The organism is Synechococcus sp. H55.2 (assembly GCF_047462495.1).
Classification (GTDB): domain Bacteria; phylum Cyanobacteriota; class Cyanobacteriia; order Thermostichales; family Thermostichaceae; genus Thermostichus.
The window spans coordinates 1-13,202 of record NZ_JANSJH010000080.1 but is presented as its reverse complement, the minus strand read 5'-3'; the positions used below and the strand labels follow the sequence as shown (position 1 = coordinate 13,202).

14 protein-coding genes and 1 tRNA gene are annotated in these 13,202 nt (G+C 59.6%); 9 read left to right on the top strand and 6 right to left on the bottom strand.

Annotated elements, in window-relative coordinates; translation table 11 throughout:
* A partial coding sequence (locus tag NW844_RS09830) for a hypothetical protein (protein WP_414335233.1) occupies positions 1-649 on the top strand: 649 nt, incomplete at its 5' end.
* Between the two features lie 27 nt (positions 650-676).
* Here NW844_RS09830 and NW844_RS09825 read toward each other — a convergent pair.
* From NW844_RS09825 to ureG, 4 genes are all read right to left on the bottom strand, one after another.
* A tRNA-Leu gene (locus tag NW844_RS09825) sits at positions 677-756 on the bottom strand.
* A 49-nt stretch (positions 757-805) separates the two neighbouring features.
* Positions 806-2,320, bottom strand: a complete 1,515-nt coding sequence (locus tag NW844_RS09820; RefSeq protein ID WP_414335231.1) for a hypothetical protein — start codon at positions 2,318-2,320, stop codon at positions 806-808.
* A gap of 37 nt (positions 2,321-2,357) precedes the next feature.
* On the bottom strand, positions 2,358-3,143 hold the full coding sequence (locus NW844_RS09815) for an urease accessory protein UreD (RefSeq protein ID WP_414335229.1): 786 nt from the start codon (positions 3,141-3,143) through the stop codon (positions 2,358-2,360).
* Positions 3,140-3,790, bottom strand: coding sequence for an urease accessory protein UreG (gene ureG / locus NW844_RS09810; RefSeq protein ID WP_414335227.1), 651 nt, complete (start codon positions 3,788-3,790; stop codon positions 3,140-3,142). The genes NW844_RS09815 and ureG overlap by 4 nt, the downstream gene beginning before the upstream one ends.
* A gap of 71 nt (positions 3,791-3,861) precedes the next feature.
* On the opposite strand from ureG, the gene NW844_RS09805 reads away from it, so the two are divergent.
* Both NW844_RS09805 and NW844_RS09800 read left to right on the top strand, forming a co-directional pair.
* Complete coding sequence (locus NW844_RS09805) at positions 3,862-4,116, top strand: hypothetical protein (protein WP_414335225.1); 255 nt, start codon at positions 3,862-3,864, stop codon at positions 4,114-4,116.
* Between the two features lie 162 nt (positions 4,117-4,278).
* A complete protein-coding gene (locus NW844_RS09800; RefSeq protein WP_414335223.1) occupies positions 4,279-4,836 on the top strand; it encodes a carboxymuconolactone decarboxylase family protein in 558 nt (185 codons plus the stop codon).
* Here the strand turns inward: NW844_RS09800 and NW844_RS09795 are convergent.
* Positions 4,833-5,156 carry a DUF3288 family protein gene (locus tag NW844_RS09795; protein ID WP_414335221.1) on the bottom strand — a complete coding sequence of 108 codons (324 nt, stop codon included), beginning with the start codon at positions 5,154-5,156 and terminating at the stop codon, positions 4,833-4,835. The two genes, NW844_RS09800 and NW844_RS09795, sit on opposite strands and share 4 nt — an antisense overlap.
* 172 nt (positions 5,157-5,328) lie before the next feature.
* Here NW844_RS09795 and NW844_RS09790 point away from each other — a divergent pair, with 172 nt between their 5' ends.
* Genes NW844_RS09790 through ndhI form a run of 4 tightly spaced genes read left to right on the top strand, consistent with a single transcriptional unit; the run spans position 5,329 to position 8,593 of the window.
* Positions 5,329-6,513, top strand: coding sequence for an NAD(P)H-quinone oxidoreductase subunit H (locus NW844_RS09790; RefSeq protein ID WP_414335237.1), 1,185 nt, complete (start codon positions 5,329-5,331; stop codon positions 6,511-6,513).
* Positions 6,514-6,543: 30 nt separating this feature from the next.
* Positions 6,544-6,747 (top strand): hypothetical protein, encoded by a 204-nt coding sequence (locus NW844_RS09785; protein WP_414335220.1) that lies wholly within the window; start codon positions 6,544-6,546, stop codon positions 6,745-6,747.
* Positions 6,748-6,806: 59 nt separating this feature from the next.
* Entirely contained in the window at positions 6,807-7,928 is a 1,122-nt protein-coding gene (nuoH, locus tag NW844_RS09780) for an NADH-quinone oxidoreductase subunit NuoH (protein ID WP_414335218.1), read from the top strand.
* A 47-nt stretch (positions 7,929-7,975) separates the two neighbouring features.
* Positions 7,976-8,593 carry an NAD(P)H-quinone oxidoreductase subunit I gene (gene ndhI / locus NW844_RS09775; protein WP_414335216.1) on the top strand — a complete coding sequence of 206 codons (618 nt, stop codon included), beginning with the start codon at positions 7,976-7,978 and terminating at the stop codon, positions 8,591-8,593.
* A 220-nt stretch (positions 8,594-8,813) separates the two neighbouring features.
* On the opposite strand, the gene NW844_RS09770 is transcribed toward ndhI, so the two are convergent.
* On the bottom strand, positions 8,814-10,355 hold the full coding sequence (locus tag NW844_RS09770; RefSeq protein ID WP_414335214.1) for a right-handed parallel beta-helix repeat-containing protein: 1,542 nt from the start codon (positions 10,353-10,355) through the stop codon (positions 8,814-8,816).
* 373 nt (positions 10,356-10,728) lie between these two features.
* On the opposite strand from NW844_RS09770, the gene pdxA reads away from it, so the two are divergent.
* Positions 10,729-11,775: a 4-hydroxythreonine-4-phosphate dehydrogenase PdxA gene (gene pdxA / locus NW844_RS09765; protein WP_414335236.1), complete on the top strand. Its 1,047-nt coding sequence runs from the start codon at positions 10,729-10,731 to the stop codon at positions 11,773-11,775.
* A 44-nt stretch (positions 11,776-11,819) separates the two neighbouring features.
* On the top strand, positions 11,820-12,935 hold the full coding sequence (locus tag NW844_RS09760; RefSeq protein WP_414335235.1) for an aldo/keto reductase: 1,116 nt from the start codon (positions 11,820-11,822) through the stop codon (positions 12,933-12,935).
* Positions 12,936-13,202: the final 267 nt, after the last annotated feature.

Sequence of the window (13,202 nt, the reverse complement as noted above, 5' to 3'; positions counted from 1 at the left end):
GCACCGATTCCCTGAGGCTTCTCCTCGCGATGCCCTTAAGGCGCTAGCGGAAGCCCGCATCTTTTTCTCCGACCAAGCCCATCAGATCCCTGTTGAGCGCCAGGCCCACTGCCTACTGCTTGGCGATATTGCCCTCAAGGGTTGGGCAGTTTCCCTAGCGGCGGAATCCCAGCTTCTGCTTAAGCATGGGTACCTGCAAGATGCCGTCGATGCCCTGGACTTTGAGGTTCCTCGTTTCCGGGAACTAAGCGAAAGGTGGTGTGCAGCTCTCTTGCCAGCGGATCGACCTCAGCTCCGGACGGCCTATACGTACACAGCTCCCGGCTTTGCTGGCCACATCTCTAGCGAACGCATCCAGCGCATTGCTCGTCTTTCCCCATTTGATCGAGCGCTTACACCGGAGCAGCGCTTCCTTAGGGAAAAGAATCTTTCTGTCGAGTTCCAGATGACCTACTTCCAAGAGCTGGACAAGTCTTGGTACCTTTCCCAAGCGGCTTTAGCCGAATACCTAGACACCCTCAGCGAGCTCGCGGAGCGCCTTGAAAGTCTCCAGTCTTTTGCTCACCTCTGTCGAGAGCTTAACCAGGCGGATCCCTACCAATTGATCCCATCTGAACCCCAAAGTCTTTATCTATTATCTGCTGGGTAATACCTGCAGCCTAGCAGCTCGAGGGCATGGGCAAGGTCGGATTCGAACCGACACGGTTTCCCGCCGCATTTTGAGTGCGGTGCGTCTACCAGTTTCGCCACTCGCCCGGACTAGAAACATTATCCTACTGAACCGGCGCAACCTCGTCAACCACTCCTACGCGCTGCGGGCTTGCTGCAGTTGTTGAGCTTTTTGCCGCAGCTTGCGGGTTTGCTCCATCACTTCCTCCAGATCTTCGTGGGAGAGGCGCTCCACGTAGTTGATCTTGATCTCTTCCAGCAAGTCCTGTAACAGGGAGCGAATTTCCTCCAGCGCATGTTGCTGGGTGAGTTCGTTGGCCAAGACTTCGCCAAAGCGCCGCAACAGTTGGGCCGCCAACTGGGAGCCGACGGGATCCTCGAAGCTGTTGGTCAAGGTTTTATAGGTGGTGGTGGTCAGCTCGCTGGCCAGGCGCTCCGTCAGTTGGCCGGGCAGGGATCCGAGGCCGGGCAGCCGTTCCAGGGTTTGCAGGGCGGGGAGTTGTTTGAGCAGGCCACCCAGGTTGTAGCGGAGCAATTGCTCCACCTCCGGCTGGACCTGGGGCAGGACGCGGTAGAGGACGGTGCGAAAAACCAGGTTGGCAATGGCTTCCAGCTCGTTGATCTCGTTGAGGTCGATGTAGCTGCGGGAGGGATCGGCTGCCGGCAACAGGGGCAGGGATCCCCGCTGGATGGATGCCTGGATTTGGTTGATCACCCGCACGACGATGACCTCGGTCAGGTCTTCGGCGAAGTTGGCGACAAAGCCTTGGCTCACCTGAGCGCGAACCCGCTCCAGATCCAGCAACTGCGCCTGTCCCAGCCGGATGGTAACCGGGATCACCCGCAGCCAGCGCCAAAAGGGCAGCAGCAGCAGCACATCGTACCAGCGCCAGAGCATGGCATCCAGCCAATTGACGCCGGTGTAGCGACGGCTGATGGCCACCGTGCGCAGCACAAATTCCAGCCCAAACAGCAAGGCAAAGGGAAGGTCCAGCAGGGGGAAAAAGTCCACCGGGTTGCCGCTCTCGCCGATGGGGCGGGAGTAATTGGTCTCGAAGAGGGGGCGCAGGCGGGCCTGGAAAAATTCGATCCCGTCTTTGGGATCGACGCTGGCCAAGTATTCGGCAGTCCAGAAGCGGGCGAAGGCAGCCCTGGCCGAGTCGGCTTCGGGGATGTGCTCCCGCATCAAGTTGAGGATGCGCACAAACTGGCCGGTTTTGTTGGCGGCCTGAAAGGGGTTGGTCTCGATCATCTCGTCGCTCAGTTGCCGCAGGCGGGCCAGGATCGGTGCCGCAGCTTCCGACTCCACCCCAAAGCGCAGGGTGACCTGGCGCAGCTCATCCACCAGGGCCAAGTAGCGCTGGGTTTCCGGGTTGGGCTCAATGCCTTTAACCGGGTCGTATAGGTCGGTTACCGGGGAGCGGCTGGTCTGTTGGGAGAGGATGGGCAAGGGAATGGGAGGGCCAAAGGCACCGAAGATCTGCACCCGCCCCTGGAGCCAGAAGTCTCGCCAGGGCACGTAGCTGAGGTCGAAGAGCACCAAGCACAGGTTGCCCAAAGCCAGCAGGGCCATTCCTTTTTCGTAGAGGAGGAGCCAGCGGCTTCGCCCCTTGCGGACGGAACGTCTGATAATGCGTCGAGCGGCGTTCATGATCTCGTGCAACGGGTTGGGCTAAGCCAGCCCTAGCCTACCACCCCTGGTTTGAGCTTCTCTTGGCCGGGGCAAGCTGTTGCACAACTTGGCCAAACTGCTGCCAGATGGCCTCTGCCTGGGGTCCCACCTGGCGCAAGATCCAGCCCTGACAGACGGGATCCGGCGACCGCAGCAGCCAGTGGTGCGTATCCGTCGGCCACTCCGGCTCTGGCCAATCCCCCAGTAAGTACAGGGATCCCCAGCAGAGATGGGATCCCAGCACCGACGCGGCGGAGATATGCTGGTGGGGAAAGCGCAGGTCTAGGTGCTCCTGCAGCCAGAGTTTGCTCCCGTCTGTGGAGGCGGGGATCCCGGCAGCGACCCAAACCCGCAAGCTGCTGGAAAGGCGCCGAAACTGCCAGCATTCCCCCATGGCCAGCCGCCCGGCTGTCCAGATCTCGGCATAGGCCAGGCGGGCACTGGGATCCAGTTCGATCTGCACCTGTTGGCGGAAGTCTGCTCCTGCGCCCAGAATGGTCGGGTGAGGGATCCAGATCAGTTGGCTGGTGGGAGCCAGCTTGACCTTGGCCTGTTGCCGGCTCAGGCCGGGGTGGAGGCGGGTTGCCCCTTGGGTGCGAATTTCCAGCGCTGCGCCTGCCCCCAGCTCGATGGCGATGCGGTGGCGATCCCCGCCCAGCAGTCCACCATTGGGGTTGCGTAGGTAATAGAGTGGCGGCTCACCCGGGGATCCCAGCCATTGCAGGGGGGCCTGAGAATACTCCCAAATGTGGGTCTGTTGGCCTTGGCGGCTGATCTTCAAGAGGGCCTTGCCGAAGTTCACAGGTGGCTCACAGAGGGAGAATCGGCCTGGATGGAGCGAAAGAGCACCTCCCGCTCCAGCCAGCCCAGGATCTGCTCCAGCCCCTCGCCCGTGCGCAGGTTGGTGAAGACAAAAGGCCTGTCCCCCCGCATGCGGCGGGCATCCCGTTCCATCACCCCCAAGTCTGCCCCTACGTAGGGCGCCAGGTCGATCTTGTTGATCACCAGCAGGTCAGAGCGGGTGATCCCCGGCCCCCCCTTGCGCGGGATCTTGTCCCCTTCGGCCACATCAATAACATAGATGCAGGCATCCACCAGCTCTGGGCTGAAGGTGGCTGCCAAGTTATCCCCCCCCGATTCCACCAGGATGAGATCCAGGGGACAGAAGCGGCGCTCCAGCTCCTGAATGGCATCGAGGTTGAGGGAGGCGTCTTCCCGAATGGCCGTGTGGGGACAGCCGCCGGTCTCCACGCCGATGATCCGCTCCGCTTCCAGCGCCTTGGCCCGCACCAAAAACTCGGCATCTTCGCGGGTATAAATGTCGTTGGTCACCACGGCCAAAGACAGGTGATCCCGCAGCGACAGACAGAGCTTTTCCACCAGGGCGGTTTTTCCGGATCCCACCGGGCCGCCAATGCCAACCCGTACCGGCTGAGCAGTCTGCACCATTGTGCCCGACCTCTGATACCTGAGGCTCTTTTTGGGCATTTTAGAACCAGGTGCTCGCAAGGGATCCGGGTATGGTTCGACTTTTGGTGGCAACTGCCGTGGTGCTGGTGGGCTTTTTGGTTGTGAACCGCCTCTATCGCAACCCGCTCGGTTCAGAGCCGAGGCCGGAACAGGCCAGCCCTGAGGCCGCCCAGCAAGGGATCCCCCAGGGAGGGCCGCTGCAGATCTACCAGTCGCGGGAACAGCTCCAGCAAACCCTCAATCAAGGGGCTACGGCCACCCAACAGCAGGTAGAAGCCATTGAGCAATCCTTGGGCAACCCATGACCGGGAAAAGCTTTTCAGGCAAGAATTGCCGGAAGGTTCGAAGTTCAATCCTGGGCGGGAGCAGGGATCCCTGAGGAAACAGCCAGGGCAGCGGAGTGGAAGGCTTGGGCGGATCCCCCAAACGCGCTAAAGTCGAGAATGCTGCAATTTTATAGATCATCCATGCGGATCCCTCCTGTTCCCCCAGAAAAAGCCGATAAGCAACTGCAGAAGGTTTACGAAAGCCTGGAGAAAACCTATGGCACCGCCCTCAACCCGCTACAGGTGATGGCCCATAAGCCGCAACTGATGCGGGCGGTGATGAACCTTTACGGGGCGCTGCACACCGACAACCCCAACTTGCCCGAAGAGCTGAAGGAGCTGGTCAGCATCCGCATTGCCCAGATCAACGGCTGCCGCCACTACTGCCTGCCCTACCACACCCTGCAGGCGCAAAAACACGGAGCTAGCCCGGCCAAAATTGCGGCGGTGGCCCAGGCCCGCACCAGCACCCTCTACACCGAGGCGGAGAAACTGGCCATCGAGTACGCCGAGCGCATGACCGTGCCCAGCATGGTGGTTACCGATAGCTTCTTTGCCCAACTCAAAGCCATCTGGTCGGATGAAGATCTGGTGGAGCTCTCGGCCTGGATCGGCTTTATGAACTTCTGGACCAAGGTCATCGCTGCTTTGGATGTGCCTCTGGATCCTGTTTTTGCGGAGCAACTCCAGACCTCCTAGGCCCAGTCGTCTCGCGTGCTGAAGCTGCGGTCGTACACCTGGCCGCGAGCGTGGATCTGGCGGGTGCGGGCAAACAGCTCCTCTTCGCTCAGGCCCCACTGCTCCAGGATCTGATCCAAATCCTGCTGCAGATCCCAGGCGCCAGGGAAACCTTGATAGCGGATGCGCAGACGGGCGACTTCGGCCAGCACCCAATCGGAGGGAGGGTTCTCCCGAGCCTGCGCCATCAGCTCATCAAGCACAGCCCTGTCGGTAGCATATAGCGGATGCTGTTGCTCCCGCCGAGATAAGCCATTCGGGGGTGAACCAGATGCCGCCATCCCTCTCCTTACCTTTTTTAAAACACTCTAGCCGAACCCATTAGGGGATCCTCAATGACGAAAATTGGGATCCCTGATGGCCTGAGAGATCGAGGAACCGCGGGAAAGCCGTTATACTGCAAATGTTGCAGACCATAAACATTCTTCAGTTGCGGAGGCGGCGGCTATGCCCATGCCCATGATCGAGACCCGTACCGACCGGATGCTGCTCAACTTTGGGCCGCACCATCCCTCTATGCACGGGGTCTTGCGCCTGCTGGTCACCCTCGATGGCGAAAACATCGTCGATTGCGAGCCGGTGATCGGCTACTTGCACCGCGGCATGGAAAAAATTGCCGAAAACCGCACCGTGGTGCAATACCTGCCCTACGTCTCCCGCTGGGACTACGGCGCTGGCATGTTCAACGAGGCCATCACCGTCAACGCCGTCGAGAAACTGGCCGGGATCCCGGTGCCCCGGCGGGCCAGCTACTTGCGGGTGATCATGTTGGAGCTGACCCGCATCACCAACCACCTGCTCTGGTTCGGCCCCTTCTTGGCGGACTTGGGCGCCCAAACCCCCTTCCTCTACGCCATGCGGGAGCGGGAGTGGATCTTGGATTTGTTTGAAGCCGTCACCGGCATGCGCCTCATCAACAACAACTACTTCCGCGTCGGGGGCGTAGCGGTGGATCTGCCCTACGGCTGGACGGAAAAATGCCTCGATTTTTGCGAGTACTTCCTGCCCAAAGTAGATGAGTACGAGCGGCTGGTTACCGACAACCCCATTTTCCGCCGGCGGCTGGAAGGGGTGGGGGTCATCTCCAAGCAGGATGCCATCAACTGGGGTCTATCCGGCCCCATGCTGCGCGCCTGCGGCGTCAACTGGGATCTGCGCAAGGTGGATCACTACGAGTGCTACGACGACTTCGACTGGGAGGTGGCCGTTTACCCAGAGGGGGATTGCCTGGCCCGCTATCGGGTGCGTATGAAAGAGATGCGCCAGTCCTGCAAAATTGTCCAGCAGGCGGTGAAGGCCCTGCCCGGTGGCCCCTTTGAAAATCTGGAAGCCAAACGCATGCTGGAGGGGCCAAAGTCGGAGTGGAACAAAGGCGATTACCAGTTCATCAGCAAAAAACCCTCGGCCAACTTCAAGATCCCCAAAGGAGAGGCCTACGTGCGGGTGGAGAGCGCCAAAGGCGAGCTGGGCATTTACATCGTCGGCGACGACAATGTCTGTCCCTGGCGCTGGAAAATTCGTCCGCCTGGCTTTGTCAATCTGCAGGTGCTGCCTCAGCTCATTCGCGGCATGAAGGTAGCCGATATGATCGCCATTCTGGGCAGCATCGACATCATCATGGGGGAGGTGGATCGCTAAAATACCGCTAGGAAAGCGAGGATAAAGGCGATGGCCTGGGCGATCTTGGTACTGCCGCTCTTGATTGTTGCAACTATTGCCGCAATTATCGGCCCCAAGCAATGGGCCAAGTACCAAGAAGAAAGGCGTCGCCGCGCAGAGCAGCTATCCGATGCTCGCCTCCAGGCCATCATTCAGCAGGAGCTACGCCGCCGCCACCGTCCCCCTCAGTCGGATCCCAACGGCAAGGCTTAGTTAACGCACGGGATCCAAGGTTTTTTTGACCCACCGTCTTTAGGGAGCTACTCAACCCCATGACAACTGCCGGTATCGACCTACAGCTTGGCTTTGAGACTGCCCTGCAAAACTTGGGCTTGGGCCCAGGTGCTGCCCACGCCCTCTGGATGCCCCTACCCATGTTGTTGCTGGTCATCGCCGCCACTCTAGGGGTGATGGTGATGACTTGGCTGGAGCGCAAGATCTCGGCAGCGGCCCAACAGCGGATTGGCCCCAACATGGCCGGGCCGCAGGGGGTGCTGATCCCGATTGCCGATGGCCTCAAGCTCTTGACGAAGGAAGATGTGCTGCCCAGCCTGGCCGACCCGGTTTTGTTCACGCTGGGGCCGATCCTCGTTTTCCTGCCGGTCTTTTTGTGCTACCTGGTGGTTCCCTTCGGCCAGAACCTGTTGATCTCCAACATCGCCATCGGCGTCTTTTTCCTGATCGCCACCTCCAGCGTGCAGCCCATCGGCTTGTTGATGTCCGGCTACGGCTCCAACAACAAGTATTCCCTGCTGGGGGGGCTGCGGGCGGCGGCCCAGTCGATCAGCTACGAGCTACCCCTAGCTCTGTCGGTGCTGGCGGTGGTGCTGATGAGCAACGGCTTGGACACCGTGGGGATTGTGGAGCAGCAGAGCGGACTGGGGATCCTCAGTTGGAACGTCTGGCGGCAGCCGATTGGCTTTGTCATTTTCTTGATCTCGGCCCTGGCGGAAACGGAGCGGATCCCGTTCGACTTGCCGGAAGCCGAGGAGGAGCTGGTGGCTGGCTACCAAACGGAGTACTCCGGCATGAAATTTGCCCTGTTTTATCTGGGATCCTACGCCAACTTGCTGCTGGCTTCCCTGATTGCAGCGGTGTTGTACTTGGGCGGCTGGTCGTTCGTGGTGCCGGTGGAGACGATCGCCGCCTGGGCTGGGATCCCGTTGGACAACCCCTTTTTGCAGATCGGCGCGGCGGTCTTAGGGATTCTCATGACGATGGTCAAGGCTTTTATCTTCGTGTTCTTGGCCATCCTCTTGCGCTGGACCTTGCCGCGGGTGCGTATTGACCAACTGCTGGACTTGGGGTGGAAATTTCTGCTGCCCGTCTCGTTTGTCAATTTGCTGTTGACGGCAGCTTTGAAACTCGCCTTCCCAAGCGTTTTCGGGGGTTGAATGAAAGTAATGAAAGTAAAGAAAGCGAGAGAGGGAGAGAACAGGCCATGACTTTTCTGAAGCGAGTTGGCGAATACGTAAGCGATGCTTTCAAAGCGGCCAAGTACATCGGCCAGGGGATGGGGGTGGTTTTCGACCACATGGGCCGTCGCCCGGTGACTGTGCAATACCCCTTTGAAAAGCTGATCCCCTCCGAGCGCTTTCGGGGACGCATTCATTTCGAGTTCGATAAGTGCATTGCCTGCGAGATCTGTGTTCGGGTTTGCCCCATCGACCTGCCGGTGGTGGACTGGGCCTATAACACCGAGATGAAGAAAAAAGAGCTTTACAGCTACAGCATCGATTTTGGAGTGTGCATTTTCTGTGCCAATTGTGTGGAGTTTTGCCCCACCAATTGCCTCTCGGTTACCGAAGATTATGAGCTAGCCACCTACGACCGCCACGACCTCAACTACCACCAGGTGGCGATGGGCCGTTTGCCTTCCAAGGTCACGGAAGACCCGATGGTGACGCCGCTGCGGGAGTTTGCCTACCTGCCCAAGGGGGTGATCGATCCCCATGAGCTGCCTGCCGGATCCCAACGGGCTGGCAAGCGGCCGGAGGAGATTCTGGCAGAAATGAGAGCCGCCAAAGAGGCGAAAGCAGCCAAGGCCGCCGTGGAATAGGGATCCCCTGCACTCGGCACTGCTGTCCCTCACCCCCGACCCCTCTCCCCCTGGGAGAGGGGAGAAGAACTCTGCTTCAAGAAGGTGTTTTGTGGCCGCTATGGCTGTTTGAACTTGTGCGGCTCACTTGTCTGCAAGGTGGGGAAAAGTTTTCTGGATCCCTGAGTCAAGAACTGGAATGGGGGTGTCCAGGACGAATGGATGCCAGCCTTAGCCAACTTTAGGGAAAGGAAAAGGTAAACCTGCTCGCAGAGCCAGGAGAGGTGGCCGATCCGCTGAAGGTTTGTGCGGCGCTTCCGCTTTTGCGAACTGTTACAGTAAAGGGAATGGGAGCAGTGACCTGAGAACAGCGCCGGAACAACCTCACCTCAATAAGGTACAGGCCTGAGGGCGGGGTGGAGGCCCAAAAAACATTCTCTACAGGATTTTCTGTTACGGCAACGCAGTCGGCATTGGCATCCACATCTAGCTGTCCCCCAGAAGGAATAACCCGATTGTCAAAAAACACTGTCTGCTGCCTGGGATCCGTGACATATAGGTCAAGGTCATCGATAGTGTTCCAGGTGAGAGTAATCTGAATTGGGCCGGTGCCGAGCACCGGGGGAGTTGGAGATGGCCTCGGAGTCGGGACAGGGGTCGCTGTCGGCGTCGGCGCAGATCCGCCGCCGATTCTCTCAGCAAAGTTCCCCTGGAAGCTGTTGCCGGCCAAGTAGGCGGCGACTACTGCCTCCGGCGTGCCGGGAGCTACTTGAATGGCTACCCCCGCGCCCTCGCCCCGAGCTAGGAACGTATTTCCGGTAATGGTGCGGGCCTGGGTTCCTTGCAAGATGCGAATGCCGACGCTGCCGGCTATCCCGCCCACGCCGATCCGGTTGGATTGAATCGCCGGCGCCGATCCCGCTCCATCCAGTTGGATCCCGGTGGTGCCGCCGGCATCTGTCTGGCGAGCCTGCAACGCCAACCCAGCCGCAGCAGTGGGCGGATCCCCTTCGATCTGGTTGTTGCGGAAGACCCCGCCGGAGTTGTTGCTGTAGCGAACCGCCAAAGCTCCCAGAGCTTGCAGGAGGATCGCGTTGTTCTCGAGGGTGGGATTGCTCCCCGGCACAGTGCCTATACCCACCCCACCGGCTTTGCTGACAATGGGTGAGACGCTCGCGACCCGGCCATTGCCGGAGATCTGCACACAGGGATCCAAAAATTGCTGGCACAGAATCTGAGCCAGTTGGCCCAAAGCCCCTTCCAGGACGGCGGCATTGCCGTTGACCAAGATGTTGGAGCGGGGATCGTTGAGGGTGACCTTGCGCGGCTGAAAGGTGCCGTCGTTCACCTGAACCCGTCCGCCCCCCAGCACCACGTCCACCCCCTGCAGGCTGGTTTGGCTGGCTACAATCACGTCAAACAGGCCGGTGAGGATCTCGTAAGCTGTGGAGTTGGTGACGCGAATGCGCCCGCCATTGGTGCCGTCGCCCCCATCCAGGGCCAGGTTGCTTTGCAAAGTTTCCCTGCCCGTCCCCAAGATCTGGATCAGCACCTCTAGCCCCGCTGTGGCGCTCTGTAGCCGCTGCGCTTCCGCAACTGCATCGGCCAGCTTGGTGAAGGGGCCCCTGACCGGATCCACTCTTAGGATGACAGGCTCCCCAGCCGGTGGCGAAAGAGACGGAGAGCTGCTGCCACTCCCCCCACAGCCGAGGGCAGCCCCCGCCAACAGGGGCAGCAGCAGGGAACGGATCCTCCAAGCAGATTTGGATACCTGGTCGGCCATAGGTGGAAAGCTCTTTACAAGTGCCTACTCGGTCAAGACTATCAGAGCAGCCAACAACTGCGACAAAGTACAGACGGCCGAGCCGGTGAAAATACTCTCTAACGAATCCCCTGCTCAGTCAATCCTTTGCCAGGGATCCGCAATCAATTGGCAACAAAAATCTCAAAAATCTAACGTTCTTCGGGAACTTGGATGGTTGCGGCGATAATGTCCTGCTTCAGCTTTCTGCGTGCTCTCTAGAAATTGGAAGCGGAAAGAAGAAAGCCTGCTGGCGGGCCTAGGGCCAGAATGGATTAACGTATCCCCCTTTTTGGGGGATCTCTAGGAATTGGCAAGAAAAGAAAAAGGAGCGCCTGTCTTGTCGAGAGAAGACCTGATGAGCCTGTCACTGCCCAAACTGGCCCTGACGTTGGGGGATCCCACGGGAATTGGGCCGGAGATTGTGCTCAAGGCGCTGGCAGAGCCCGAGGTGCGGGCCTGTGCGCGGATTACCGTGGTGGGCGATCGGCAGGTTTTGGAAGCTACCCACTGCCTACTGAGGGAGAGGTGTGCGGCTACCTTGGCCGATCCGGCAGGGATCCCAATGCTGGAATGCGACACAGGCTTTCGGTTACAGTCTGGCCGTATTGGTCGAGGGGATGCCGAGGGTGGGGCGGCCAGTTTTGTGTACCTGAAAACGGCAATCGAACAGACGCTGGGGGGCGAGTTTCAGGGGATCGTGACAGCGCCCATCGCCAAATATCTGTGGCATCGAGCCGGCTACCGCTTCCCCGGCCAAACAGAGGTGTTGGCCCAACTGAGCGGATCTGAACGCTACGGGATGATGTTTGTCGCCCGTTCCCCCCACAGCAGTTGGCAGATGCGGGTTTTGCTGGCCACCACCCACATTCCCTTTGGCCAAGTGCCCACTGTGCTGACCCCAGACTTAGTGCGCACAAAGCTGGACTTGCTGGTGGGATCCCTGCGCCACACCTTCGGGATCCCGGATCCCGTGATCGCGGTGGCCGGCCTCAATCCCCATGCCGGCGAACGGGGTCAACTGGGATCTGAGGAAAAAGAATGGCTGACCGAGCTGCTGCGCACCTATCCCCACGCCCAAATCTGGGGGCCGCTTCCCCCTGACACCATGTGGCTGGCTCCCGCGCAAGCCTGGCACGGCCAAGGATCCCCAGCCGTGGCCGATGCCTACTTGGCTCTCTATCATGATCAAGGCCTGATCCCGGTGAAGATGCTGGCTTTTGAGCGGGCAGTTAACCTGACGATCGGGTTGCCTTTCATCCGCACCTCCCCTGACCATGGCACCGCCTTCGATATTGCCGGCCAAGGGGTGGCCCGCGCCGAGAGCCTCAAGCAGGCGATCCGGCTGGCAGCAGAACTGCTGGGCAACAATTCCCAACAATGCCTGTACCCGGCAATCTGAGGCTGTCTCCCGCCTTGAGGGGACGATTGGATGCGAGAACCGGAATGCTCTACCGCCGCTTTGGACGCACCCAGCAGCTCATTTCAGCCTTTTCTCTGGGCAGCATGCGCTTGGTCAATGTGCCCAGGGATCAGGCTCAGGCAACCGTTGAGGCAGCCTTGGCTGCAGGGATCAACCACATCGAAACGGCCCAGGCTTATGGTCACGCCGAGGCGCTCTTGGGCGAGATTTTGCCAGCTCTGCCCTTCCCACGCCATCAGTTGATTTTGACCAGCAAGCTCACTCCCAGCGATTGTCTGCGGGAGCGGCTGCAGGCATCCCTGCGCCGTCTGCGGGTGGATTATTTGGATCAGTTTGCCTTTCATGGTATCAATCTGCCGGAACATCTGGAGTGGGTACTGCAGAAAGGGCTGCCGATTCTCAAGCAGCTCCAGCAAGAAGGCTGGGTGCGCCACATTGGGTTTTCCACCCATGGATCCCTGGAGTTAATCCTGCAGGCCATCCAGACCGGATGCTTTGACTTTGTCAATTTGCACCATCACTTTTTCCAACAGCGCAATGCGCCGGCTCTGGAAGCGGCTGCCCAGCAGGATATGGGCGTGTTCATCATTTCTCCTGCCGATAAAGGGGGAATGCTCTATCGCCCCCCTCAACACCTGCAAGAGTGCTGTGCGCCCTTCAGCCCCTTGGAGTTTGCCTATCGTTTTCTGCTGGCAGATCCGCGTGTGCACACCCTCAGCTTGGGTGTCACTCATCCTGAGGAGTTGCAGGTGGCCTTGTCTGCTTTGCAGGATCCCGACCGTTGGTGGGTGGAGGGCCCACGGATCCAGGAACGGTTGCGCCAAGCCGAGCAGGAGCGTCTGGGATCCAGCCGCTGCGCTCAGTGCTACGCCTGCCTGCCCTGCCCAGAGGGGATTCACATCCCCGAAGTGCTGCGGCTGCGCAACTTGGCCATTGCCCACGACATGACAGAGTTTGCCCAGTACCGCTACAACATGTTTGGCCAAGCCGGACATTGGTTTCCGGGCTTGCCTGCCGACCGCTGTACCGAATGCGGCGACTGTTTACCCCGCTGTCCAGAGCATCTGCGGATCCCAGAGTTGCTGGCTGAGGCTCATCGGTTGCTGCATCGCTCTCCTATTCGGCGGCTCTGGGAGTAGCAGCTCGCTCTATGGCTTGACAATGCCACCTGTTTTGTTTGGTCGAGTTTAGCTCGAAGTTGGCAGAGATTTGCTTATAATTGCCTGAGCGCGTTGATTAACTTTAACTCGCAAGGCGGAGCGTCCGGGTGAACAGTCAGAGTCAAGACCGCTTAGATCGGGTGGAGCAACTGCTGGCTTGGACGGCCGAACAGGTTGCTGCCAACAGCCGAGAAATCCAGGAGCTGCATCAGTCCATCCAGGCCAGCCGCGCTGAGTCTGCCGAGC

Coding starts and splice junctions, on each gene's coding strand:
- NW844_RS09820 (WP_414335231.1), bottom strand. CDS start 2,320: ATGAACGCCGCTCGACGCATTATCAGACGTTCCGTCCGCAAGGGGCGA.
- ureG (WP_414335227.1), bottom strand. CDS start 3,790: ATGGTGCAGACTGCTCAGCCGGTACGGGTTGGCATTGGCGGCCCGGTG.
- NW844_RS09805 (WP_414335225.1), top strand. CDS start 3,862: ATGGTTCGACTTTTGGTGGCAACTGCCGTGGTGCTGGTGGGCTTTTTG.
- NW844_RS09800 (WP_414335223.1), top strand. CDS start 4,279: ATGCGGATCCCTCCTGTTCCCCCAGAAAAAGCCGATAAGCAACTGCAG.
- NW844_RS09795 (WP_414335221.1), bottom strand. CDS start 5,156: ATGGCGGCATCTGGTTCACCCCCGAATGGCTTATCTCGGCGGGAGCAA.
- NW844_RS09790 (WP_414335237.1), top strand. CDS start 5,329: ATGCCCATGATCGAGACCCGTACCGACCGGATGCTGCTCAACTTTGGG.
- NW844_RS09785 (WP_414335220.1), top strand. CDS start 6,544: ATGGCCTGGGCGATCTTGGTACTGCCGCTCTTGATTGTTGCAACTATT.
- nuoH (WP_414335218.1), top strand. CDS start 6,807: ATGACAACTGCCGGTATCGACCTACAGCTTGGCTTTGAGACTGCCCTG.
- ndhI (WP_414335216.1), top strand. CDS start 7,976: ATGACTTTTCTGAAGCGAGTTGGCGAATACGTAAGCGATGCTTTCAAA.
- NW844_RS09770 (WP_414335214.1), bottom strand. CDS start 10,355: ATGGCCGACCAGGTATCCAAATCTGCTTGGAGGATCCGTTCCCTGCTG.
- NW844_RS09760 (WP_414335235.1), top strand. CDS start 11,820: ATGCTCTACCGCCGCTTTGGACGCACCCAGCAGCTCATTTCAGCCTTT.